21 protein-coding genes are annotated in these 23,438 nt (G+C 71.2%); 5 read left to right on the top strand and 16 right to left on the bottom strand.

What is annotated here, in order from left to right:
- Position 1 precedes the first annotated feature (1 nt).
- The 6 genes from ABZ267_RS22900 to ABZ267_RS22875 form a co-directional block, all read right to left on the bottom strand.
- Complete coding sequence (locus ABZ267_RS22900; protein ID WP_356754642.1) at positions 2 to 1,105, bottom strand: LLM class flavin-dependent oxidoreductase; 1,104 nt, start codon at positions 1,103 to 1,105, stop codon at positions 2 to 4.
- A 285-nt stretch (positions 1,106 to 1,390) separates the two neighbouring features.
- Positions 1,391 to 2,365, bottom strand: a complete 975-nt coding sequence (locus tag ABZ267_RS22895) for an ABC transporter substrate-binding protein (RefSeq protein ID WP_356754640.1) — start codon at positions 2,363 to 2,365, stop codon at positions 1,391 to 1,393.
- Positions 2,366 to 2,413: 48 nt separating this feature from the next.
- Positions 2,414 to 3,166 carry an amino acid ABC transporter ATP-binding protein gene (locus ABZ267_RS22890; RefSeq protein ID WP_356754748.1) on the bottom strand — a complete coding sequence of 251 codons (753 nt, stop codon included), beginning with the start codon at positions 3,164 to 3,166 and terminating at the stop codon, positions 2,414 to 2,416.
- A gap of 17 nt (positions 3,167 to 3,183) precedes the next feature.
- A complete protein-coding gene (locus ABZ267_RS22885) occupies positions 3,184 to 4,101 on the bottom strand; it encodes an amino acid ABC transporter permease (RefSeq protein WP_356754638.1) in 918 nt (305 codons plus the stop codon).
- 47 nt (positions 4,102 to 4,148) lie between these two features.
- The gene (locus ABZ267_RS22880; protein WP_356754636.1) at positions 4,149 to 5,990 is read right to left on the bottom strand and encodes an FAD/NAD(P)-binding protein; all 1,842 of its coding nucleotides are present in this window, start codon (positions 5,988 to 5,990) and stop codon (positions 4,149 to 4,151) included.
- On the bottom strand, positions 5,987 to 6,856 hold the full coding sequence (locus tag ABZ267_RS22875; protein ID WP_356754634.1) for an amino acid ABC transporter permease: 870 nt from the start codon (positions 6,854 to 6,856) through the stop codon (positions 5,987 to 5,989). The genes ABZ267_RS22880 and ABZ267_RS22875 overlap by 4 nt, the downstream gene beginning before the upstream one ends.
- A gap of 513 nt (positions 6,857 to 7,369) precedes the next feature.
- Between ABZ267_RS22875 and ABZ267_RS22870 the strand changes: the two genes are divergently transcribed.
- Positions 7,370 to 8,320, top strand: a complete 951-nt coding sequence (locus ABZ267_RS22870) for an ABC transporter substrate-binding protein (RefSeq protein ID WP_356754632.1) — start codon at positions 7,370 to 7,372, stop codon at positions 8,318 to 8,320.
- Between the two features lie 25 nt (positions 8,321 to 8,345).
- On the opposite strand, the gene ABZ267_RS22865 is transcribed toward ABZ267_RS22870, so the two are convergent.
- A complete protein-coding gene (locus ABZ267_RS22865; protein WP_356754630.1) occupies positions 8,346 to 9,572 on the bottom strand; it encodes a DUF5685 family protein in 1,227 nt (408 codons plus the stop codon).
- 311 nt (positions 9,573 to 9,883) lie between these two features.
- Here ABZ267_RS22865 and sepF point away from each other — a divergent pair, with 311 nt between their 5' ends.
- Positions 9,884 to 10,327, top strand: coding sequence for a cell division protein SepF (sepF, locus tag ABZ267_RS22860; RefSeq protein ID WP_356754628.1), 444 nt, complete (start codon positions 9,884 to 9,886; stop codon positions 10,325 to 10,327).
- 67 nt (positions 10,328 to 10,394) lie between these two features.
- On the opposite strand, the gene ABZ267_RS22855 is transcribed toward sepF, so the two are convergent.
- Both ABZ267_RS22855 and ABZ267_RS22850 read right to left on the bottom strand, forming a co-directional pair.
- Positions 10,395 to 11,615: an acyl-CoA dehydrogenase family protein gene (locus ABZ267_RS22855; protein WP_356754626.1), complete on the bottom strand. Its 1,221-nt coding sequence runs from the start codon at positions 11,613 to 11,615 to the stop codon at positions 10,395 to 10,397.
- A 103-nt stretch (positions 11,616 to 11,718) separates the two neighbouring features.
- Positions 11,719 to 13,449: an MFS transporter gene (locus tag ABZ267_RS22850; RefSeq protein ID WP_356754624.1), complete on the bottom strand. Its 1,731-nt coding sequence runs from the start codon at positions 13,447 to 13,449 to the stop codon at positions 11,719 to 11,721.
- Between the two features lie 452 nt (positions 13,450 to 13,901).
- On the opposite strand from ABZ267_RS22850, the gene ABZ267_RS22845 reads away from it, so the two are divergent.
- The gene (locus tag ABZ267_RS22845; protein ID WP_356754622.1) at positions 13,902 to 14,912 is read left to right on the top strand and encodes a phosphatase PAP2 family protein; all 1,011 of its coding nucleotides are present in this window, start codon (positions 13,902 to 13,904) and stop codon (positions 14,910 to 14,912) included.
- Between the two features lie 74 nt (positions 14,913 to 14,986).
- Here ABZ267_RS22845 and ABZ267_RS22840 read toward each other — a convergent pair whose 3' ends face one another.
- From ABZ267_RS22840 to ABZ267_RS22825, 4 genes are all read right to left on the bottom strand, one after another.
- Positions 14,987 to 15,202, bottom strand: a complete 216-nt coding sequence (locus tag ABZ267_RS22840) for an I78 family peptidase inhibitor (protein WP_356754620.1) — start codon at positions 15,200 to 15,202, stop codon at positions 14,987 to 14,989.
- A gap of 318 nt (positions 15,203 to 15,520) precedes the next feature.
- A complete protein-coding gene (locus tag ABZ267_RS22835; protein WP_356754618.1) occupies positions 15,521 to 16,516 on the bottom strand; it encodes a YafY family protein in 996 nt (331 codons plus the stop codon).
- Positions 16,517 to 16,564: 48 nt separating this feature from the next.
- On the bottom strand, positions 16,565 to 17,377 hold the full coding sequence (locus tag ABZ267_RS22830) for a transferase (RefSeq protein WP_356754616.1): 813 nt from the start codon (positions 17,375 to 17,377) through the stop codon (positions 16,565 to 16,567).
- Positions 17,374 to 18,657 (bottom strand): glycosyltransferase family 4 protein, encoded by a 1,284-nt coding sequence (locus ABZ267_RS22825; RefSeq protein ID WP_356754614.1) that lies wholly within the window; start codon positions 18,655 to 18,657, stop codon positions 17,374 to 17,376. The genes ABZ267_RS22830 and ABZ267_RS22825 overlap by 4 nt, the downstream gene beginning before the upstream one ends.
- A 555-nt stretch (positions 18,658 to 19,212) precedes the next feature.
- On the opposite strand from ABZ267_RS22825, the gene ABZ267_RS22820 reads away from it, so the two are divergent.
- Positions 19,213 to 19,995 carry a hypothetical protein gene (locus tag ABZ267_RS22820; protein ID WP_026242105.1) on the top strand — a complete coding sequence of 261 codons (783 nt, stop codon included), beginning with the start codon at positions 19,213 to 19,215 and terminating at the stop codon, positions 19,993 to 19,995.
- A 137-nt stretch (positions 19,996 to 20,132) separates the two neighbouring features.
- Positions 20,133 to 20,459 carry a hypothetical protein gene (locus ABZ267_RS22815; RefSeq protein WP_356754612.1) on the top strand — a complete coding sequence of 109 codons (327 nt, stop codon included), beginning with the start codon at positions 20,133 to 20,135 and terminating at the stop codon, positions 20,457 to 20,459.
- 72 nt (positions 20,460 to 20,531) lie between these two features.
- On the opposite strand, the gene der is transcribed toward ABZ267_RS22815, so the two are convergent.
- From der to cmk, 3 genes are all read right to left on the bottom strand, one after another.
- Entirely contained in the window at positions 20,532 to 22,001 is a 1,470-nt protein-coding gene (der, locus tag ABZ267_RS22810) for a ribosome biogenesis GTPase Der (protein ID WP_356754610.1), read from the bottom strand.
- A gap of 68 nt (positions 22,002 to 22,069) precedes the next feature.
- A complete protein-coding gene (locus tag ABZ267_RS22805; RefSeq protein WP_356754608.1) occupies positions 22,070 to 22,726 on the bottom strand; it encodes a lysophospholipid acyltransferase family protein in 657 nt (218 codons plus the stop codon).
- The gene (gene cmk / locus ABZ267_RS22800; protein ID WP_356754606.1) at positions 22,723 to 23,418 is read right to left on the bottom strand and encodes a (d)CMP kinase; all 696 of its coding nucleotides are present in this window, start codon (positions 23,416 to 23,418) and stop codon (positions 22,723 to 22,725) included. Before cmk ends, ABZ267_RS22805 begins: the two co-directional genes overlap by 4 nt.
- Positions 23,419 to 23,438: the final 20 nt, after the last annotated feature.

Genomic DNA, 23,438 nt, shown 5'->3' with positions numbered 1-23,438 from the left:
GTCAGGCCTCCTTCGACGAGACCGACGAGGCCGAGGCCGCCGACGCGGCTTCGGCGCGCGCGTAGCGGCCGGCGGGCCGGGCGAGCCCCAGGTGTTCGCGCAGGGTTCCGCCGGGATGGAAGGTGCGGAAGAGGCTGCGGTGCTGGAGGAGGGCCACGGTGCCGTTGACGATCCTTTCGAGGTCGCGCTCGGGCGTGATGGGCGTGAGGTGGAAGCCGTCGGCCGCGCCGGAGCGGTGCCACTGGGCCACCAGGTCGGCGAGGTCGACCGGGCCGCCGCGGAAGTAGGTGCCGCGCGCGGCGAGTTGAGGGCCGCTCTCCAGTCCGGGTTCGGGAGCGCTCTCGACGTCTTGGAGGTCGACGGTGAGCGCGACGAGGATCCGCAGTGTGTCGGGGTCGCGCCCGTGGGCGGCCGCCTTGGCACGCAGCCCGTCCCGGAGCGCCGCGGCCTGCTCGGGGGTGGTGGCGCGGATGTGGACGACGTCCGCGTGCCGGGCGGCGGCGTCCTCGGAGGGTGCGCCGACGGCGTCGATGACGGTGACGGGACGGCCCTGCGGCGGGCGCGGCACGATGGCCGGGCCCTTCACGGAGAAGGTGGCGCCCGTGAAGTCGACGTAGTGCAGCTTGTCCCGGTCGATGAAGCGTCCGGTCGCGGTGTCCCGGATCTCCGCGTCGTCCTCCCAGCTGTCCCAGAGCCGGCCGGAGACGTCGGCCACCTCTCCGGCCTCCTGCCAGAGCGCGGCGGGCGGGGCGGCGGAGCGGCGGCCGAAGAGCCGGGCCTCCGCCTCGGTGGTGGACACCTCCACATGCCAGCCGGCCCGCCCGTTGCTGACCCAGTCCAGGGAGGCGACGGCCGAGGAGACGTGGAAGGGCTCGGTGTGGGTGGTGGTGACGGTCGGGACGAGGCCGATGCGGTCGGTGGCGGGCGCGACGCGGGCGAGGACGGCGAGTGCGTCGAGGCCGGGTCGGGCGAAGGAGTCGCCGAGGGTGACGTAGTCGAGGGCGCCGTCCTCGGCGAGCGTGGCGAGGCGGAGGTAGTGGCCGGCGTCGTAGTGCGGCGGGCCGCCGATCTCGGCGGCCAGGTGGAGGGGTGTACGGGCGGACATTGCGGGACCTCTCGGGTCGACGGGTGGGGCGGGGGCCTCGCGCGGAAGGTGTCCTGCCGGTACGGGCCGGGGCAGCGGGCCCGTACCGGCAGGAGACCTCTGGTGGTCATCGGCGGTGCGAGACCCGGAGCGGGAGACCGGCCGGGCCTCGCGGGACCGGCCGGACGGTGCCGGTTCCCGCGAGGCCTGGCGGGCGCCTTGCCGGTCAGGGCCGGGTCCACGGCGCCGACCGGCAACGCGTCCTAGGTGTGTCCGGCGGATCAGGGCCGGACACGCCGGAGGCGGTCAGCTCTTGGTCTTGGGCAGGCCGGGCGGGTTGATCTCGGACTTCTCCACGGCCTCGCCGGTCAGGCCCCAGCGCTCCAGGACCTTGCCGTACGAGCCGTCCTCGATGATGTGGTCGATCGCGGCGGCGTACGCCTTGACCAGGTCATTGTCCTTCTTGGTGGTCGCGGCGATCTTGCCCTGGAGGCCACCGCCGGCGCCGGAGATCTGTCCGGCGATCTCGCTCTGGCCGGCCGTCGCCACGTGGAAGGCGGCGGACGGGCTCGGGCCGAGGTGGGCGTCGATACGGCCCGACTGGAGCGGCAGGTAGTAGTCGTTCTCCTTCTGGAAGTACTTGATCTCCACCGGCTTGCGCCCGGCCTTGACGTTCTCCTCGCTCCACTCGACGAGGATCTTCTCCTGGTTGGTGCCGGAGGAGACCGAGATCGTCTTGCCGGCGACGTCGGCCGGACCGTTCACCTTCCAGCCGGAGCCCTTCTTCGACTCGAAGGCGAGGTTGTCGAGCCGGTAGGTGGCGAAGTCGTACTTCTCCTTGCGCTCCTCGGTCACGGTGACGTTGGAGAGGACCGCGTCGAACTTGGAGCTGTCCAGGCCGACGAAGAGGTTCTCCCAGGAGACCTGCTCGAACTCCGGCTTCAGGCCGAGGGTGTCGACGACCAGGGTGGCGATGTCGATCTCGGAGCCGATCCGGGTCTTGTCGTCGGTGGCGTAGAAGCCGAGCGGCGGCACGGCGTCCGCGCTGGCCCCGACCTTCAGCGTGCCGCGCTTGCGGATCTCCTCGGGGACGAGGTCGGCGATGGCGTCGACCTTCTTGCCTCTGAGGCGGTCCTGGTCGGGACTGGTGTTGATCCCGGTGTCCTTCTTGTCCTTGGACGCGGCCACGTCGGTGGAGGCGTCCGAGTTGCCGCAGGCGGTGAGCAGTCCGGTGGCGGTGAGCGTGGCGATGGCGAGGGTGATGCTGCGGCGGACGGACACGTACGTACTCCTTGTGGATGGTGCGGATGAAAGGGACATGAAGGCGGTTCAGAGAACCTTCGAGAGGAACGCCCGGGTGCGTTCCTGGGTGGGATGGTCCAGAACGTCGGACGGCGGGCCCTGTTCGACGATCCGGCCCTCGTCCATGAAGACGACGGTGTCGGCGACCTCACGGGCGAAGCCGATCTCATGGGTGACGACGATCATCGTGGTGCCGCCGTGCGCCAAGCCCTTGATGACGTCCAGGACTTCACCGACGAGCTCCGGGTCCAGCGCGGACGTCGGCTCGTCGAAGAGGAGCAGCCTCGGCTCCAGCGCCAGAGCGCGGGCGATGGCGACGCGCTGCTGCTGACCGCCGGAGAGCTGCGCCGGATAGGCGGAGGCCTTGTCGGCGAGGCCGACCCGGGCGAGCAGCTTCTCCGCCGCCGCGACGGCCTCCTTGCGGGGCCGGCGCAGTGCGGAGACGGGCGCCTCGATGATGTTCTCCACCACGGTGAGGTGAGGGAAGAGGTTGAAGTTCTGGAAGACGAACCCGATCTTGGTGCGCTGGCGCAGCACCTCGCGTTCGCGGAGTTCGTAGAGCTTGTTGCCGTCCCTGCGGTAGCCGACGAGCGTGCCGTCGACGCTGATCCAGCCCTGGTCGACCTTCTCCAGGTGGTTGATGGTGCGCAGGAGCGTGGACTTGCCGGAGCCGGAGGGGCCGAGGATCACGGTGACCTCGCCGGGCCGCACCGACAGGTCGACGCCGCGCAGCACCTCCAGCGAACCGAAGTTCTTGTGTACGGAGCGGATCTCGACCATGGCTTCGCCGGGCGCGCTCATCGCACGGCCCCCTTCGCGTAGTGACGTTCGACGTAGTACTGGATGACCGAGAGGGCGGTGGTCAGGAGGATGTACCAGGCGGTGGCGACCATCAGCAGCGGGACGACCCGGCCGCTGCGGCCGTAGACGACCTGGACCTGGTAGAAGAGCTCGCCAATGGCCATGACGGAGACGATCGACGTGCCCTTGAAGAGCGAGATGATCTCGTTGGCCGCGTTGGGCAGGATCGAGCGCATCGCCTGCGGCAGCACGATCCGGCGCAGCTGCCGGATTTTGGGTATGCCGAGAGCGGCCGCCGCCTCCAACTGGCCGCCGCCGACGGCCAGTACGCCACCGCGTACGATCTCCGCCGCGTAGGCCGCCTGGTGCAGCGCGAGGCCGAGGACGGCCGCGCTGACCGCGCCGACCAGGTTCATCGTGTCGAAGGTGAAGAAGCCCGGCCCGAACGGGATACCGAACTGCAGCTCCTTGTACAGGTAGGCCAGGTTGAACCAGAACAGCAGCTGCACGATGAGCGGGATCGAGCGGAACGCCCAGATGTAGCCGTACGCGACCGTCCGCAGGAACGGACTCGCCGACAGCCGCATGAACGCCAGCACGATGCCGAGCGCGAAGCCGAGGACCGTTCCGTAGAAGGTCAGTTGGAGCGTGAGCCAGACGGCCTTGAGGATGACCGGCGCGGTGAAGAACTGAGCGAAGACGTCCCATTCCCAACCGGGGTTGGTGACCAGCCCGTTGATGAACTGGGCGACCAGGATCGCGGTCACGGCGACCGCGACCCAGCGCCAGGGATGGCGGGCCGGGACGACGGTCAGCTCTCCGTAGTCGGCGCCGGGGTCGGCGGCCTTCCCGGCAGCTGGACCGTCGGGCGTTCCGGCGGATGGATCGATGGGTGGATCGCTGGTCAGCGACATGGCGGGGTTCCTTGGGAGCGGGGTTGCGGGAAGGAGCTGCGGCGGTTTCAGGAGGCGAGGCGGCCGTGACAGGAGAGGTCGCGCAGGAAGGTGAGGGCGGCGCGTGCGGTGGCGTCGTTCTGCCGGAAGGCGGGTCCGCCGGTACGGGGCCGGGTGAAGGCGCCGCTGTTGCGGGCCGTGGTGAACGGGCCGAGCGCGAAGCGGCGCGGGTGCGGGCGGCCCTCGCGGTCGACGATGCGGCTGTCGCCCGGGTCCACGGAGAGCAGCCCGGTGTCGGTGACGGCGGCCCCGCCCTCGTACAGGGTCCGCAGCAGCGGGCTGGCGGTGTGGCGGAGCGAGGGGTCCGGCAGGCGGGCCTCGACCAGTGCGCGGGCTTCGGTCCGCTCGCCGGGCACGGTGGCGGAGGAGGCCCGGAAGACGCCGCGCTCCTCGTCGGCCTCCACGGCGATGGAGGCGCCGAGGAAGCGCACCACACCGGCCCGGGAGAGCGCGAGGAGCTGCTCCAGGCGGGGTCCTGGCGGGCCGGAGGCGAGGTAGCTGAAGAAGCCGTGCCACCAGTTGCCGATGTCGCCGAGCCGGATGAGCTGCGCGTAGGCGGAGAGCAGCCCGAGGAAGACCGCGAGATCCGTGCTGTGATCCGGGTCATGACGGCGCGTCAGGTCGGCCGTGATGTAGTCGCGCAGCCCGTCCTGGAGCGCCTCGCCGCTCTCGTACGTCACGCCGTCCAGCGGCCGGTCGAGCGCGTCCAGGTCGAGCCGGTCGGCGGAATCGGGTACGGCGCCGGCGACGAGGTCGGCCAGCTCGGCGCTGCCGGGGTCGGCGGCGGCGTACTTCGCGTCGAAGACCTCAAGGTCCAGCGTGGTGCGCTCGGGGTGGGCGGTGAACAGCCGGTGGTAGTGGGCGTGGCCGAGCTCCTTGGCGACCAGCGGCCACACATCGCGCCGGAAGTCGAGCGGACCGGTCCGGCTCAGCAGCTCATCGGCCCAGGCGGGCGTCAAGTAGCGTGGCAGCGAAGGACGTTCACCGGTCCAGGTGTAGCCGATCTTGGAGTGGTACGGGACGCCACGCCGCGATCCGACGTACAGCACGGGCTCGCGTCCCGAAGGCACGTAGACGCCGTTCTCGTGGCGGCCGCCGCGGCCCTCCGTGAGCAGGACCATCAGGTCGATGAAGGCGAGGCCGAAGCCGCGGACGATGACCGGTTCGCCGGCGGGCAGCGCGGTGAGGTCGGTGTCGGCGGTGAAGTCGGGTGGCAGGTGGAGCAGTCCGTGCCGCGCCGCGAAGTCGCTCAACTCAGCCTGTTCCGGTTTCTGTTGTGCGTCCAGGTGACCGACGGTCAGGACGACGAGGTCGGCGAGGAGCGGTTCGGTGCGGTCCTTCAGCCGGACGCGCTGGCGGGAGCCGCGCGGGCCGGTCACGGCGATGGCGGTGGTGCGGTGCTCGTGGACGGTGACGGAAGGCGGCAGAGCGGCCAGTGCGCGCTGGTAGGTCCAGCGGAGGTAGGCGCTCTGGAGCCGCCGGCTGGGGAAGTCCTGGCCGGTGAGGCCGTGGATCTCCGCCAGGACGGCGGGCTCGGCGTCCGGCGTGACGCGGCCGGCGCGGACATCCTCGGCCCAGGCGTGCAGGGCCGGTCCCGCGACGACCGGTCCGGCCAGCTCGACCGTCTCGTCGGTGAACATGGTGACGTCCTCGGCCATGGAGTTCATCCAGAGCAGCGGCGACTGGTCCGGCCGCCAGATCCGTCCGCCGCCGGCCGGATAGGGGTCGACGAGGTGGATGTCCAGGCGCAAGTCCCCGTACAGCTCACGGGCGTTGGCGGCGATGCGCTCGATGACGCCGGTGCCGCGCGGGCCGCCGCCTATCACCACGAGCGTGGGCGCGGTGCTCATCGGGCACCTGCCGTACCGCGCGCGTAGTAGCGCTCCACATAGCGCTGGCCGATGCTCAGCAGCGAGGTGACGAGCGCGTACCAGAGGGTGGCGACGAGGAGCAGCGGGATGACCTGGTAGGTGCGGTGGTAGACGAGCTGGACGGAGTAGAGCAGGTCCTGCACGGCGATGATGCTGACGATCGAGGTGCCTTTGAGCGTGCCGATCAGCATGTTTCCGGCCGGCGGGACGATGGAGCGCATCGCCTGCGGCAGCACGATCCGCCGGAAGCGCCGCCAGGGACCGAGGCCGAGGGACTGCGCGGCCTCGATCTGGCCGCGTTCGACGGAGAGGATGCCGCCGCGGACGACCTCGGCGGCGTACGCGGCCTCGTGCAGGGTCAGTCCGACGACGGCGACGGTGACCGGGCCGAGGAGCGTGACGGTGGAGACGCCGAGGATCTGCGGGTACAGGGCGCCGATGTTGAACCAGAACAGCAGCTGGACCAGGATCGGCGTGGACCGGAACAGCCAGACGTATCCCCAACTGACCGTCTGGAGAACCGGGTTGCCGGAGAGGCGGAGCACAGCGAGGAGCGCTCCGAGCGCGAAGCCGAGCACCATGACGACGGCGGTGAGCCAGAGGGTGAGCCAGAGCCCGCGCAGGACGGAGGCGGTGGCGAAGTAGGAGACGACGACGTCCCACTCGAAGGCCTCGTTGCGGATGACCGAGTTCAGCGCCAGCGCGAGAAGGACGAGCACGGCAACAGCCGCTGCCCAGCGGCCCGTTCGGCGTACGGGGACGATGCGGGGGACCGCACTGTCGCCGCCGTATCTGACGGGTGGCGCGGAGGACGAGGGAGGCAGGAGGTCGGTCTGCGGGGGCATGCGAGGGCTCCGTGGATGCTGAGATCGAACACGGGGCGTACCTTCACACCACGAACCACACACGGACCGGGCCCCTCAGCGCCGGTCCGCCTCCGAGATAAGCGGTGAACACGGCGCATTGTCAAGCCTGTCCACACTCTGAGCGGCTTGTCTCATCCTGGTTGACGCGCACCCGGATGCCTGTTCCACTGGCTCCATGTATTCGCAGCAGTGGCTGGTCACCCGCTCCCACATCGACTTCGGTCGCGTGTGGTCCTCTTCCTGTTGAGCTGACCGCCTGCTGTCCGGTTTTTCCTGCTCACGCCTGCTCTGAAGGCGTTCGAGCACCGTTCCTCGCGTGACTTCACCTCCACACACCGCGTCACCCTCCCCTCGCTCCGCCGCACCTTCCCGCGCTCACGCACCACTGCACGTACGCGCTCACGCACCACCGAACCTGTCGTCGCCGCTCCGCGCCCTGCCGGGCCCGGGGCCGGTCGGCATACCTTGACGAACCCGGAGAAAAACAGAGCCATGCCCAGATCACGCCATAGCGCCCTTTTCGCTCTGATCACCGCCGCCGCGCTCACGCTCACCGGCTGCGCGGACCCGGCGGAGCCCGGCGCGAGCACCACCGAGGGCGAGGCCACGGGGAAGACACCGACCAAGGACGTGGTGTCCGCGGTGAAGAAGGCCGACGCCGTGGCGGAGCTGCTGCCGGAGGAGGTCCAAAAGGCCGGCACCCTGCGGATCGCGGCCGCCACCGGCTCGCCGCCCGGAGCCTTCTACGAGGAGGACGGCACCACGCTCTCCGGCGCGGACGTCGACTTCGCGGACGCGGTGGCCAAGGTGCTCGGCGTGGAGCTGAAGCGCGAGGTCGCCTCCTTCGAGGCGATCCTGCCGGCGCTCGGCAGCGGGAAGTACGACCTGGGCACAGGAAACTTCGGCGTGACCGACGAACGCCGCAAGACCATCGACTTCGTGACGTACATCAACGACGGCCAGGGCTTCGCCGTCCGCGAGGACAGCAAGCTGAAGGAGATCACCGACCTCACCGACCTGTGCGGCCTGAACGTCTCCACCGGCGCGGGCACCACCTTCGAGGTCGCGCTCCAGGAGAACCTGCCCCGGTGCGCGGAGAAGGGCAAGAAGCCCTACGAGGTGAAGACCTACGCCGACCCGGCGGCGGTCTGGCTCTCCCTCAAGCAGAAGCGCACCGACGTGAACATGTCCACCATCAACGGACTGCGCTACGCCGTGACCCAGCAGGAGGGACTGCGCTTCCTCAACGAGTACAAGCGGCTCGACGTCGGCTTCGCCTTCAAGAAGGGCAGCCCGCTGACCCCGGCCTTCCAGGCGGCGGTCAACCAGCTCAAGAAGGACGGGACCTACGACCGGATCCTGAAGAAGTGGGGCACCACCGAGTCCGCGATCGAGGAGTCCCAGATCTCGCCGCCGGAGCTGAAGGGCCCCGAGCCGAAGTAGCCCGGGGCCGGTGGCTCCTGCGGGCTCAGCAGTCGCACCCGCAGGAGTCACCGCAACAGCAGCACCCCTCGCCGCACTGGCCGCAGCAGTCGCACCCCTCGCAGCAGTCGCCGCAGTCCTGGCACGGCGCCTCCCGCCGCTCCCGGCTCCACGGGTCCTCGTAGCTCCCGCAGCACAGCTGGCAGGTGCAGGCGAGCCCGGCCCACACCAGGCACCCGGCGATCAGCCCGCGCCTCTCGCGCGGCGGCCGGGGCGGCGGCGGAGCGGCGGGACCGCCAGGGGTGGGACCGTACGGATTGCCGGGAGTCGGCCCGTACGGGTTCCCGGGCGGCGGCCCGAAGGAGGCGTCGGGCGACAGCATGCCCTCCGGCAGCTCAAGCCCCGTGTGCGAGCAGGACGACGTGCCGAACGCCCGGTCGACCGAGCGCCGCAGCTCATGGGCGAGCAGGACGTGCACGAGCTTGCCGTCGGTGAACTCCACCTCGCGCAGCGCGAGCCGGACGCCGTGCAGCGCGTCGTCGCAGAGCCGGCGCGCCTCGGTCAGCGGCGTACCGGTCACCGTGAGCGGGTTCCAGGCACCCGACGCGGCGTCAGCTTCCCGGTCCTCCACGGCGTCCAGCAGATGCGCGAGCCGTCCGAAGAGCCGTCCGGCCTCCGCGAGCGGCGCCGCGTTCTGCGGCTTCCCGGCGAGGACCGCCGTGTGCGCGAAGGCGGCCGCGGTGGCCGTCTCGGTGGGTTCGGTGACCGTCAGCAGCGGCGTACCGGGCCCGGCGAGCGTCTCGATGCCGGTCTGCCGGTCGACCGCGTCCACCAGGAGCGCGGTGTCGAAGCCGAGCGCCGCTCCCGTACGCGCTCCGGCCCCCTCCCAGCCTGCCGCCACCCGCCGCGCGGCCGCCGCGACCGGCCGGCGGGCCAACAGCCCGTCCCGGTCGGCCACGTGGTCGCGGACCTTGGCCGAGGCGAGGACGAGCGAGACGGCGGCGGCGAGCCTGGCTCCCTCACCCTGGGCGACCGGAGCGGTCCGCATGGCGCGCAGCGGACACGGCCCGGCGGTGCGCCGCCCGGCGGGCGTGGTGCCGGTCTGAGCCTCCGTCAGAACCGAGACGATCAGACCGTCATAGTTCGTGACGATCCGGGCAAACTGCCCGTGATCCGCCCTCAGGGCCAGGCAGAGACCGCAGAGATGGGCCATCCACTCGGTCCGCAGACCTTCGGAGAGCCGGTGCGTACAGGGCCTCACGATTCCGAACATGCCGATCCCCCGCGAGCCGTTCCAGCCGGTGCGCGCCACTCGCGCACCTGAGCGCCGTGCATCGTATCGAGTGATCCGTTCACCCGTACGTCCCCCATGTCACCCGTACGGACCGGCGCATCATATTTTCCTCACGGGGCAGGCCTTGTGCAGGAAGAACCTTGACGAACCGCCACATGTTCTGCACCAGTACCGTCACGAATCACCTGTGCGGCGACTATCCACTTGGCGCGGTATCCGCATCATGGACGACCATAGGGATACGAAAGAGATGCGGAACACCAAGGAACCGCGGTTGAGAGGAGGCGTCCATGGGATCGGTGCGCAAGGCGAGTGCGTGGCTGGGCCTCGTAGAGGACAACGACGAGCGGTACTACGACGACGAGTACGCCGAGGGTGCGGAGACGGGCACGGGCAACCAGGCCTGGGTCACCGACCCGCGGGTGCAGGTGGCCGCCGAGACGGCGCAGGAGCAGGACCGCCGGATCGCGACGGTGACCCCGGACAGCTTCCGGGACGCACGGGCCATCGGTGAGCTGTTCCGGGACGGTGTCCCGGTGATCGTCAACCTCACGGCCATGGACGCCGCCGACGCCAAGCGTGTGGTGGACTTCGCCGCCGGCCTGATCTTCGGCCTGCGCGGTTCGATCGACCGGGTGGCCACCCGGGTCTTCCTGCTCTCCCCGGCCGACACGCAGGTGGTCGCCGGAGAGGCCGCCGGCCGCAAGGCCGACGGATTCTTCAACCAGAGCTGAGCAGGGCGCTCGCCGGAAAGTTCCGGTCAGCGCCTCCGGTCGGCGCGCCTCTTCGGACGCGTCGTGGTCACCGGAAGGCGTCGAGACCGGTGAGCGCCTTGCCCAGCACCAGCTGGTGCATCTCCACGGTGCCCTCGTACGTGAGCACCGACTCCAGGTTCGTCGCGTGCCGCATCACCGGGTACTCCAGCGAGATCCCGTTGGCACCGAGGATCGTGCGCGAGGTACGGCAGATCTCGATCGCCTCCCGCACGTTGTTGAGCTTGCCGAAGCTGACCTGCTCGGGGCGGAGCCGTCCCGCGTCCATGCGGCGGCCCAGATGGTGGGCGAGCAGGATGCCCTTGTGCAGCTCCACGGCCATGTCCGCGAGCTTGGCCTGGGTGAGCTGGAAGCCGCCGATGGGACGGCCGAACTGTTCCCGGGTCCTCGCGTAGTCGAGGGCCGACTCGAAGCTGGCCCGCGCCGCGCCCATGGCGCCCCAGACGATCCCGTACCGCGCATGGCTCAGACAGCTGAGCGGACCGCGCAGACCCGTCGCGTCCGGCAGCACCGCGTCGGCCGGAAGCCGTACGCCGTCCATGACCAGCTCGCTGGTGACCGAGGCGCGCAGCGACCACTTGTGGCGGATCTCCGGCGCCGAGAAGCCGGGTGAATCGGTCGGTACGACGAAGCCGCGGATGCCCCGCCCCTCGTCGCCGTCGTCGGTCTGCGCCCAGACGATCGCGACGCCGGCGACCGAGCCGTTGGTGATCCACATCTTGCGGCCGGTGAGGATCCAGTCCTCGCCGTCGCGCTTGGCGTACGTCCGCATCCCGGCCGGGTCCGAGCCGTGGTCCGGCTCGGTCAGCCCGAAGCAGCCGATGATCTCACCGGCCGCCATGCCGGGCAACCACCGCCGCCTCTGCTCCTCGGAGCCGAAGCGGTGGATCGCGTACATGGCGAGCGATCCCTGTACGGAGACGAGCGAACGGATCCCGGAGTCGGCGGCCTCCAGCTCCAGGCAGGCCAGCCCGTACTGGACGGCGCTCGCTCCGGCGCAGCCGTACCCGTCGAGCGACATGCCGAGCGCGCCGAGCGAGCCAAGCTCCCGGGCCAGCTCCCGGATGCCGGGCAGCTCGCCTTTCTCGTACCACTCGGCGATGTGCGGCAGGACCCGGTCGGTGGCCCAGGTGCGGACGGTGTCGCGGATCGCGAGGTCGTCCGCGCCGAGCAGATCGTCGATGCCGAGAGGATCGGTGGCGTCGAACGGCGGGAGCTTCGACGGCTTCGCGGACTCGGTGCTGGTCATGAGGGTGCCTCCGGCGGCTCGCACGGGGTGCGGAGGGACGGTGGTCGGCCGCCGCCTCCGAAAACTAGCAGTGGTAGTCGAAACGTCGTGGAGACGTTACGGCTCAGCGTGCCGCTCGTCCAGAGCCGGTGGCCTCGACCGGTTCGCGCCGCGCGGGAAGCGGCAGGCGGGCGGCCTTGTGCTCGGGAGCGGGAGCCGGGGCGGCGGCATGGGACTCGGGCGCGGAGGCCGTGCTGTCAGGAGCTCCGGGTGCGGTGGCCGGGCGGTCGGTCAGGAGGCAGGCGTCCTTCGGCGGACAGTCCATGGCCCGCGGCAGCCGCAGTGCGGCGAGCGCGCCGAGCAGCAGCAGGCCCGCGCTGACGAAGAGCGTGACGTGCAGCCCGCCGACGAAGGCGTGCCGGGCCGTGGAGCGCAGCAGCTCACCGGTCGGCCCGCCGAGCTGCGCGGCCACCTGGTAGGCCTCGCCGAGCGAGTGTGAGGCCTCGGCACCGGCGCGGGCCGGCACGCCTTGGTCGCGCAAGGAGGCGAGTCCCGGGGCGTACGCGGCGTTCATGACGCTGCCGAGGAGCGCGATGCCGAGGCCCGCGCCGAGCTGGTAGGAGGTCTCCCCTATCGCCGCCGCCCCGCCCGCCCGCTCGGCCGGTGCGTCGCTGAGCATCGACTCGTACGCACCGAACAGCGTCGTCTGGAGTCCGAAGCCGAGCAGGACGAAGGCGCAGGTCAGCAGGGCGGGCCGGTCGTGGTGGCCCATCGAGGTGAGCAGCAGCACGGAGGAGGCCGTCAGGACGAAGCCCCAGCCGACCATCTTGCGGGGTCCGACGCGGCGCAGGGTGTACGAGCCGGTGGCACCCGCGGCCATCGCGGCGAAGGTCAGCGGAAGCAGCCGCAGGCCGGTCTCCAACGGGCTGAGGCCGAGCACCAGCTGGAGGTACTGGACGGCGATCAGCTGGAGGCCGACCAGGGCCAGCATGGCGAGCACGATGCAGCCGACGGCGGTGGAGAAGGCCGGTCGGGCGAACATGGTGATGTCGATGAGCGGGTGTGTACGGCGCCTCTGACGGCGTACGAAGAGGATCAGGAGCGCCGGCCCGAGGGCCGACGGGCCCAGCGCGACCGGGTCCAGGAGGTCCGCGCCGCCGCCGAGCCGCTTGACGCCGAGGACGACCCCGAGCACTCCGGCCGCGGCGGTCAGCGCGCCCAGCACGTCCCACGGGCCGTCGTCGGCGCCGCGCGACTCCGGCAGCAGCCAGCGGCCGAGCGGCAGGATGACCGCCATCAGCGGGATGTTGATCAGGAAGACCGAACCCCACCAGAAGTGCTCGACCAGGAAGCCGCCGACGACCGGTCCGGTGGCGGCGCCGACCGCGGCGACCGCGGTCCACACGCCGATGGCCATCGCCCGCTCCCGCCGGTCCGGGAAGACCTGGCGCAGGATCGAGAGGGTGGCGGGCATGATCATCGCGCCGCCGACGCCGAGCAGGGCGCGGGCCGCTATGAGGACGGCCGGCGTGTCGGCGGTCGCGGCGAGCAGCGAGGCGGCGCCGAAGAGCGCGTAGCCGAAAAGCAGCACCCGCCGTCGGCCGATCCGGTCACCCAGCGTGCCGAAGAGGATGAGCAGCGAGGCGCAGACGAGAGGGTAGGCGTCGACGATCCAGAGGAGTCCGGTGGCGCTCGGGCGCAGGTCCTCGGTGACCGAGGGGACCGCGACGTGGAGCACGGTCGCGTCGAGCGCGACCACCAGCAGGCTGAGACAGAGGACGACGAGGACGACCCAGCGGTTGGCGCCGTCGGCGGCTCGGCGCAGCCTGGCTCCGGCCGTGGTCGTCCCGGACATCTCCGTACCTCCCGATGAGTCCCTCGCGCTCGGTGGACCGGCGGGGACCTCATGTATCGCGTCTCCCGGGGCCCGGCATCGACCGGCGAGTGCGCCGTCAGCGTACGCGAGTTCGGCCTGGTGACACGTGGCCCACCTCATACACCGGTCCGCCGCACAGTGTGTCGTACGCCACGGAAGTCCCGCTCGTGGGCCTGGCTGCGGCGGTCCGGAGCGGTGTGCGCCTCCCCCGAATGGCCGGATCAATTCCTCTGGATTCCCGTGTACGAAATTGCCCGGAAGATCAAACACGCTTCCGAACAGAACCCTGAGGAAAAGGGACGCAAGATCACGGAAATTCTTCTCCCGGCCCGGAAAAAGTCATCGTTCTGAGACGGAGTCCACATCACATCGTCATCACAAAGCGGCCGGATTGGCCTGCACACACACTCACTCGCTGTAACGTCGATTGGGTGCGTACCGACATCTTTGCCCGCCTGGACCGGGAGCCGGAACCGCCGAAGATAGTGGCACCGCGGATGAGCCGCCACCGTGCCGCCCTCTTCGGCGGGACGTTGGCGTTCTATCTCGCCATCGTCTTCGCCGTGCTCGTGACGTCCTGGCTGGTGGCCCTGGACTGGAAGGTCATGCTGTTCCGGCCCTACCAGCAGTGGCCCGAACTGCACGCCTTCCTCGACTACTACGTCGTGCTCGGCCAGCGCGGCCCGACGGCGGTGATGGTGGCCTGCTGGCTGGGCTGGCGCTCCTGGCGTCAGCACACGCTGCGGCCGCTGCTGGTCCTCGGCACCTCGCTGCTGCTGCTCAATGTGACGGTGGGCGCGGTCAAGCTGGGCCTCGGACGGCTCGGACCGCACTACGCGACGCAGATCGGCTCGGCCGAGATGTTCGCGGGCGGCGATATATTCCCTTCCGGCCACACCGCCAACGCCGTCGTGACCTGGGGAATCCTCGCCTATCTGGCCACCACGCCCCGGGCCAGGCGCTATCTGTCGGCGGTCTCGGCCACGGTCTCGCTGGGCGTCGGCCTCACCACCGTCTACATCGGCACGCACTGGCTCAGCGATGTGGTGCTGGGCTGGGCGGCGGGTCTGCTGATCCTGCTGGCGCTGCCCTGGTTCGAGCCGCTGATCGCGCGGGCGGAGAGCTGGGTCTTCGGCGTGCGCGAGCAGTGGCGCGCGCGGCGCCGGACGGGCCGTCCGGTACGGCTGCCCGAAGGCGGTCCTCAGCCGGTGCTGCTCCCGCAGTCCATCGCCGCCGAGGGCGCGACCCTCACGGCCGGCGGGAGCGCCCCTACCGCGCACCTGGCCACCGGCGCCCGGGCGCGGGCGCACCACGCGCCCACGGTCTGTCCGGAGCGGCCGCAGGCGGCGCCGGCGGGCACCCGCCGCCCGCCGGCGCACCCGGAACACGGCTCCCGGACCGCCACGAGCCCGGCCCAGGCCGGTCCGGTGACGGGCGGCTAGGACACATCCACGGACAACGGCGAGGGCCCCGACCGCATGGTCGGGGCCCTCGCCGTATCAACGCGGTACGGGTGTCAGCCCACCCAGCAGCGGGTCACCGTGGCGTCCTCTACCTGGAAGTTGATACGTCCGGAGCGGAACTCCATCGTCAGGAACGTGCCCGGCGGGACCGCCCGGACGGTGTCCCAGCCACGGCTTCTCGCCTGCTGTTCGGCGGCGTCGGCACCGAGGCCGACGTACGAGTCGGGGGCGTCGTCCGGCTGTGCGGGAGGGGTCGGTTCAGAGGCCATACCCTTAACCGTAGGCGGCCGCGGACGCGGACGGAAGGCCGGGCCGCGCGTCCGGCCCTCGCATCCCGGCGTACCGCTGCGGTCACGCTTGTGTCACGGAATCCCCACACCCGTATATCCCGCCTTATTCACCCGAACGGCCCGTCCGGAAGCGGTGTCGCGAATTGGCCGGCCACCTCGGACGGCCGCGCGGCGAGACCCGTCTCCATGCTCCGGAAACACCTGCGATGACCTGCCGCTTTTACCGTCCATGGGCCGGTCGACCGAATGGCCGCGACACCTGAATTTCATGCTCCCTTATACCTGTCGTACATTTCCTCACGATTCCGCCACCGGGCAGGAGTCCGGTCGGGATCCGGCGAGCGCCCGGTCGAGCCGGTCCCGCGCCCGGACCATCACCTCGGTGAGCTCGGGCGGCTCGACCACCTCGAAGTCGATCCCCATGAGCAGGATGTGGATCACCAGGACGTCCAGGTCGGGCGCGCCCGCCGTCAGCCGGCAGGTCTCCGCGTCGACGGGCTCCAGCACTCCGGCGGACGGCGAGATGCGGCGGGCGGCCTCCGCCACCGGAGCCTTCAGCAGGACCACCGCCCGCGCCGCGTAGGCGGAGACCGAGACACCCCGGGAGACATAGGCGGCCAGGTCCTCGGCGGGCGGAGGCCGAGGTGTGAAACGGGGGCCGTGCGGAGGTGTCGGGGTGATCCGGTCGACCCGGAAGGTCCGCCAGTCCGCCCGCTCCAGGTCCCAGGCGACCAGGTACCAGCGATGCTCGGTGCAGACGAGCCGGTGCGGTTCCACGGTCCGGCGGGTGTCCGAGCCGTCGTGGGCGCGGTAGGAGAAGCGGAGCCGCTCACTGTCCCGGCAGGCCGCGGCGAGCTCGGTGAGGAGGGCCGGGTCGACGGTGGCGGTGTCCGCGCCGCGCAGCATCGGCACGGTGAAGGCGCCGAGCGCGCTCACCCGGCGCCGCAGCCGGTTCGGCAGCACCTGCTCCAGCTTGGCCAGCGCGCGTACGGAGGTCTCGCCGATGCCCTCGATGCCGTGGCCGGCCGCCGTGCGCAGCCCCACGGCGACCGCGACGGCCTCCTCGTCGTCGAGCAGGAGCGGCGGCAGCTCGGCCCCGGCGCCGAGCTGGTAGCCGCCGCCGGTGCCGGGGCTGGCGTTCACCGGGTAGCCGAGCTCGCGCAGCTTGTCGACGTCCCGGCGCACGGTGCGCGGGGTGACGCCGAGCCGTTCGGCGAGGTCGGCGCCGGACCAGTCCCGGTGGGCCTGGAGCAGCGAGAGCAGACGCAGCAGTCGTGCCGAGGTCTCCAACATGAGGACGAGTCTGCCAGGACCTGCGGACAGGTCTTGTCCGCAAGCCGCTCAGGCGGGCGCGGGGTCCAGACGGACGCCGAGGTCGTTCGCGGTGGTGTAGCACGCCGTGGCGAGGACACCGCCGGCCACCGTGCGGCTCGGATAGACGTAGGTCTTGTCGCGGCACCAGATGTCGTCGAGGATCCGGGAGATCCTGACCGCCTTCGCGCCGGCCGACGGGATCAGCCACAGCCGCCAGAGCTGCTCCTCGGTGACGGGCTCGGTGGCGAGCGGCCCGTACGGCAAGGTGAAGGCGAAGCCGCCCGCCTCTCCGGCGGCGGTGAGCGGCACCCGGTGGACCCGCGCCGGCTTCCCCGGCAGCCGCGCCTCCACCACGGCACCCTCGCCGACCTCCACCCCGTACAGCACGCCCTCGGCACTCATGCCGGTCGGGCCGACGCGGAGCGTGCCGGCCTCGGCGTGCGGCGCGCGATGCCAGCTGCGCAGCGCGAGGCGGCCGTCGACGGTGGGGTACGGGACCCGGGAGCTGATCGCGGCGGTGCCGGATTCCGGGGTGCGGTCGACGAGGGTGCGCAGGTCCCGCAGGCCCGGGAGGACGGTCAGCGTACGGTCGGAGCCGGGCTCCTCGACGTACGCGTCCCAGCGTCCTTCCGGCAGTGCGGTGGTCGTCGGCAGGACCGCGCGCAGCCGGCCGGACGCGGTGGGGCTCAGCGGGAGCCGGACCGTGGTAGCGGTCGCTCCGCGGTGGCGCAGGAGCAGTACGGCCTGGGGACCGGGCGCGGCGGTGGGGGCCAGGTCGAAGGTGAGCGCTCCGGCCGGATCGGCGGCGCAGTCGGCGCGGACGGTGGTGGCGGTGGTCATGCTGCCTTTCCCTTGCGGAGTACGCCGGCGGCCTTGTAGCTGAGGGCGTACGCGCCGTCGAGCACGCTGCCCCGGGTGCGGTGGAGCGCGGTGCGCAGCGGACCGTGGCCGCGGGCGCGGGCGCCTCGGGCGAGGAGTTCGGTGTAGAGGCGCTCGTGGCGTTCCGCGATCCGCTCCGGCGCGAAGCGCTCCGAGGCGGCGAGCGCGGCGCCGCCCATCCGGTGGCGCAGGTCGTCGTCCTGGATCAGCTGGAGCAGCGCGGCGGCGATCGCGTCGGTGTCGCCGGCCGGTACGAGACGGCCGTCGACGCCGTCCTCGATGATCTCGGCCGGTCCGTGCGGGCAGTCCGTGGCCACGACGGGCACTCCGCCGCGCATCGCCTCGACGATGGTCATGCCGAAGGACTCGCGGTCCGAGGCGACGGCGGCGATCGATCCCTTGGGCCACTCGGCCTCCATGGGGTTGACCGAGCCCATGAGGAACACATGGTTGTGCAGGTCCAGTTGGTCGACGAGCGCGCGCAGCGTGGCCCGTTCGTCGCCGGAGGCGTCCGCGCCGCCGTAGATCCGCAGCCGCCAGTCCGGCCGGATGGCGGCGACCTGGGCGAAGGCCCGTACCAGCAGGTCGTACCGTTTGACCGGGTGCAGCCGGCCCGCCGCGACGACCCACTTGAGGTCGCCGCCGGCGGGCGGACAGGCGGGCTCGGGAACGGCGTTGGGGATGGCCGCGATCCGCAGGCCCGGCAGCTTCATCCGGCGGCGGTAGTCCGCGGCGTCGGCGCGGGTGACGGTGGTGAGCGCGTCGAGCAGCGTGTAGCGGTGGGCGATCTCGCGCCGCAGCCGGTAGCCGTGGCTGTCGAGCGTGAGGTGCTCCTGCCCGACGCGCACCGGGCCTCGGCGGGTCTGCCGGCTGATGTGCACGTTCAGCCCGGGACGGGTGCCGACGACGACATCGGCCTCAAGTCCTCGGAGGTGGGCGGCGATCCGGGCGTCGGTGAGCCTGCTGTACTGCTTGTGCCGGCTGTCGCCGCGTGGGAACACCGTGGCGGGCCGGGCGTGTTCGGCGTCGTCACCGTCGTACGCCGGACTCTTCTTGCGCGTATCGACGAGGTGGCGCAGAGTCACACCGTCGGGTACGCCGAACGTCGGAGCCTCGCGGTGCCGGAAGACGGAGACGATCTCCACATCGTGCTGCTCGGCGAGGGAGCGGGCGAGGGTGAAGGTCGAGCGGATCGTCCCTCCGATGCCGTACGCATTGTGCAGAAGAAATGAAATATGCATGGCGCTCGCCGTTTCCCCCTGGTCTGGCCGGTCTGTCGTGACTGTACGTCCCGGCGGTTCGCCACCCGGAATACGTCCGGAATGCGGCTGGATTCCGCCGCGGAATGCATCGCTCCTGCCGAGGCCCTCGTCGCACCGCCGGAACCGCGCCTGACCAGCACATTCCCGGAAGCCGCGCGTCCGGTTCCCCGGCCGTCGTCCGGTGGCCGGAGCATGCTTTGAGGGCGACCGGTTCAGCGTCCGGCCGCCTGCCCGCCACCCGTTCCGGCGACGCTTTCCTCCGTGCTTGACGTGAGGAAAAGCGAAGAGGTTGCCTGCGTCCGGGAAAAACTTCCGGACAATATCCGCCGGCGCCCGCCCACAGGCTTCCGGAGCGCGGCGGCCGACTCCTCGGCGTACTCCCGGAACACAGAGGTCGACTCATCGATGTAGCGATCTGTCGACTCCGTCTCCACTTCGGTTCCCGCCGGTGCGTGACCCCGGCCACGAATCCCGCGTTGTCTCTTCATGAGCCGGGAACCCCCCGGCGCACGCACCGAGTTCGAGGAGCCACCCGTGCCGCGCATGCTCGACGTCAGCCAGGACGTACGCGCCGAGATCGGCGACGACGAAGCCGACCGGCTGCTCGTCGGCGACGACACCCCCGGCAGCTACGACTGCACCTCCTGCCGCACCCCCGGCGACTCCGACCAGGAACGCACCAGCACCGTGCTGTTCATCGGTGACGAGACCGCCGTGCTCGCGTTCGCCCACGCGACGTGCATCCCCTCGCAGGTCGTCAAGGTCGCGGAGGACCAGCTCCAGGGCGCGGTGCGCAGCATCACCGGCAGCGAGCAGAAGAATACGGAGGGGCGCATGCCCGAACAGGCCGTCCTCGGCATCACCAGCGGTCTCGTTCTCATCGAGGACGATGTCCGCCCGGCCCTGGTCGTCGAACCGACCGGGCCGGTCGCCCGGCCCGGCACCGACGGCAGCGGGGGCGACGAGTTCCTCCAGCTGCTGCTGGAGCAGGGCTTCCACCCGGCGCCCGACCTGACGGCGCTGCCGGCTCCGCTGCCCGGCTGGTCGGTGCTGCTCGCCGTGGGCCAGCTGCACGCCGTGCTGCAGCCGGGCTCCGGCGGCGGAAACCCGGTCGCCTGGTGGCAGGCCCACCAGCCGCTCCAGGTGACCGACGGCTGGCGGGCCGCGGTCAACAAGTCGCAGACGGTCCTGGTCTTCGCCGCGCCGGCCGGAACCATCGGCCAGCAGCCGCGCGAGGACCTGCTCCGGGACGCTTTGGAGAAGGCCGCGGTCAACGGCGTTCTGGTCGCCGCCTCCATGCCGCTGGCCGGGACCTGATCATGTCCGGCCCGCTCGGGCAGCCCCGCCGAACAGCGATTTCTCCGGCGGGGCCGCATCCGACGGGCGGTGAGGTCGTTGGCACCTACGTGCACTCATACGACCCCTCCCGTCAGCACCAGAGCCAGATTCCTGCCATGCGCCCCTCGCAGGATCCATCGGCGGGCACCTCCGCCACCCCGATCTACGACGCGCTGTACTCCGAGTACCGGCGCTCGTTCCGGGCGTTGCCGGGTGACCGGAGCGGTGAGGAGAACCTCCGCTTCCCGGCCTTCAGCGCCGGGCTCTTCGCCTCCCGGACCCCGCTGGGCGGCCACCCGTCGCCGGCCGGTCAGAGCCGCCACAGCGGGACCGGCAGCGTCCAGAACCAGCACACCGGCACCCTCGGCTCCTGGCAGCGGGTGGGCCGGCACGCCGGACGGCCCCGGCCCGCGGCACTGCCGCCAGGATCTCGGGAGTCCTGAGAAGCGGATACGTCCTGAGAGCGGATACGCGAGAGCCCCGGCACGGACCGTGCCGGGGCTCCGTCGTGCGTGCTACTTGTTGCGGCCGCGCTTCTCGCGGACCCGGACCGAGATGTGGATCGGCGTGCCTTCGAAGCCGAACTCCTCGCGCAGGCGGCGCTCGACGAAGCGGCGGTAGCCGTGCTCCAGGAAGCCGGAGGCGAAGAGCACGAACCGCGGCGGCTTGGTGCCCGCCTGGGTGCCGAAGAGGATGCGCGGCTGCTTGCCGCCGCGGATCGGGTGCGGGTGCGAGGCGACGATCTCACCGAGGAAGGCGTTCAGCCGGCCGGTGGGGACGCGGGTCTCCCAGCCTTCGATCGCGGTCTCGATCGCCGGGACCAGCTTCTCCATGTGCCGGCCGGTGACGGCCGAGACGTTGACGCGCGGGGCCCAGGAGATCTGCGCGAGCTCCGTCTCGATCTCGCGCTCCAGGTAGTAGCGGCGCTCCTCGTCCAGCGTGTCCCACTTGTTGAAGGCGACGACGATGGCCCGCCCGGCCTCCACGGCCATGGTGATGATGCGCTGGTCCTGGACGCTGATGGACTCGCTGGAGTCGATCAGGACGACGGCGACCTCGGCCTTCTCCACGGCGGCGGCCGTACGGAGCGAGGCGTAGTAGTCCGCACCTTCCTGGAGGTGGACGCGGCGGCGGATACCGGCCGTGTCGATGAACTTCCAGGTGATGCCGCCGAGGTTGATCAGCTCGTCGACCGGGTCGCGGGTGGTGCCGGCCAGCTCGTTGACGACGACCCGGTCCTCGCCCGCGACCTTGTTCAGCAGCGAGGACTTGCCGACGTTCGGACGGCCGATCAGCGCGATGCGGCGCGGTCCGCCGAGCGCGGTGCCGAACTTCTGGGCCGGGGCGTCCGGGAGAGCCTCCAGGACCGCGTCCAGCATGTCGCCGGTGCCTCGGCCGTGCAGCGAGGAGACCGGGTAGGGCTCGCCGAGGCCGAGCGACCAGAGAGCGGTGGCGTCGGCCTCGCCGCTCTGGCCGTCGACCTTGTTGGCGCAGAGCACGACGGGCTTGCCGGCGCGGCGCAGCAGCTTGACGACGGCCTCGTCGGTGTCGGTGGCGCCGACGGTGGAGTCGACCACGAAGACGACCGCGTCGGCCGTCTCGATGGCGTACTCCGCCTGCGCGGCGACGGAGGCGTCCAGGCCCAGCACGTCCTGCTCCCAGCCGCCGGTGTCGACGACCTTGAAGCGGCGGCCCGCCCACTCCGCCTCGTAGCTGACGCGGTCGCGGGTGACACCGGGCTTGTCCTGCACGACGGCCTCACGGCGGCCGATGATGCGGTTCACCAGGGTCGACTTGCCGACATTGGGGCGGCCGACGACGGCGAGCACGGGGAGCGGGCCGTGACCGGCCTCGCCGAGAGCGCCTTCGACCTCTTCGGGATCGAAGCCCTCCTGCGCGGCGAGCTCCATGAACTCCGCGTACTCGGCATCGCCAAGTTCTCCGTGCTCGTGGTCCGAGCCGCCGGAGTGAATCTGGTCGTTCATGAAGTCCGTTCCTCTTTACATCATCATCGATGGACCACGGTCAGCGCGGTCCACTACTCAAGTCTCGCCTATCGCCCGGTGAGGCGCTTGGCGCTCTCCAGGTGGGCGCTGAGCTTCGCCTGGATCCGCAGGGTCGCCTCGTCCAGCGCCTTGCGCGTACGCCGCCCGTCGCCGGCGCTCGCGTCGAACGCGTCACCGAAGACGACGTCGACGCGGCTGCGCAGCGGGGGCAGCCCTCGTATCAACCGTCCACGGCGTTCCGTACTTCCCAGGACGGCGACGGGAACGATCGGCGCACCGCCGCGTACCGCGAAGTACGCGAGTCCGGCCCGCAGCGAGGCGAAGTCGCCTTCGCCCCGCGTGCCCTCCGGGAAGATCCCGAGCGCTCCGCCGTCCCCCAGCACACCGAGCGCGTGGCTGATGGCGGTGCGGTCGACGGTCGTACGGTCCACCTCGATCTGGCCGATCCCGTGCAGGAACGGGTCGAGCGGGCCGACGAACGCCTCCTTCTTGATCAGGAAGTGCACCGGCCGCGGTGCGGTGCCCATCAGCATCGGTCCGTCGATGTTGTGGGAGTGGTTCACCGCGAGTATGACGGGTCCGGCGGCGGGCACGCGCCACGCGCCGAGCACGCGCGGCTTCCACAGCCCGTGCATCAGGCCGATCCCGATCCTCCGCCCGACAGCCGCTCCGCGCAGCGTCGGCGCCCCCGTGGCGTCGCTCACGCGGCGGTCCGCTTCTCCTCGACGAGGGTGACGACGCACTCGATGACCTGCTGGAGGGTCAGCTCGGTGGTGTCCACCTCGACGGCGTCGTCCGCCTTGGCGAGCGGCGAGGTCTTCCGGCCGGAGTCGGCGGCGTCCCGCAGAATCAGGGCCTCGCGGGTGGCGGTCAGGTCGGAGCCCTTGACCTCGCCGCTGCGGCGGGCGGCGCGGGCCTCCGGCGAGGCGGTGAGGAAGATCTTGATGTCGGCGTCGGGCAGCACGGTGGTGCCGATGTCGCGGCCCTCGACGACGATGCCGCCCACGGCAGCCGCGGCGATGGACCGCTGGAGCTCGGTGATGATCGTGCGCACCTCGGGGACCGCGCTGACGGCGGAGACCTTGGAGGTGACCTCCTGGGTGCGGATCGGTCCGGAGGCGTCCTCGCCGTCGACGGTGATCGTCGGGCCGGTCGGGTCGGTGCCGGAGACGATCACGGGCTTGGCGGCGGCGGTCGCGATCTCGAAGGGGTTGTTCACGTCGATGCCGTTGTTCAGCATCCACCAGGTGATGGCCCGGTACTGCGCGCCCGTGTCCAGGTAGCTCAGGCCGAGCTTGGCGGCGACGGCCTTGGAGGTGCTCGACTTGCCGGTGCCGGAGGGCCCGTCGATGGCGACGGTCACGGCGGAGCTTGCGGTTTCCACGGCGGTGGACACCTTCCTGGTACACGGGGTGG

This window comes from Streptomyces sp. NPDC006174, assembly GCF_040614075.1.
Classification (GTDB): Bacteria; Actinomycetota; Actinomycetes; order Streptomycetales; family Streptomycetaceae; genus Streptomyces.
The sequence above is the reverse complement of the archived record's forward strand: the minus strand, read 5'-3'. Positions and strand labels throughout refer to the sequence as shown.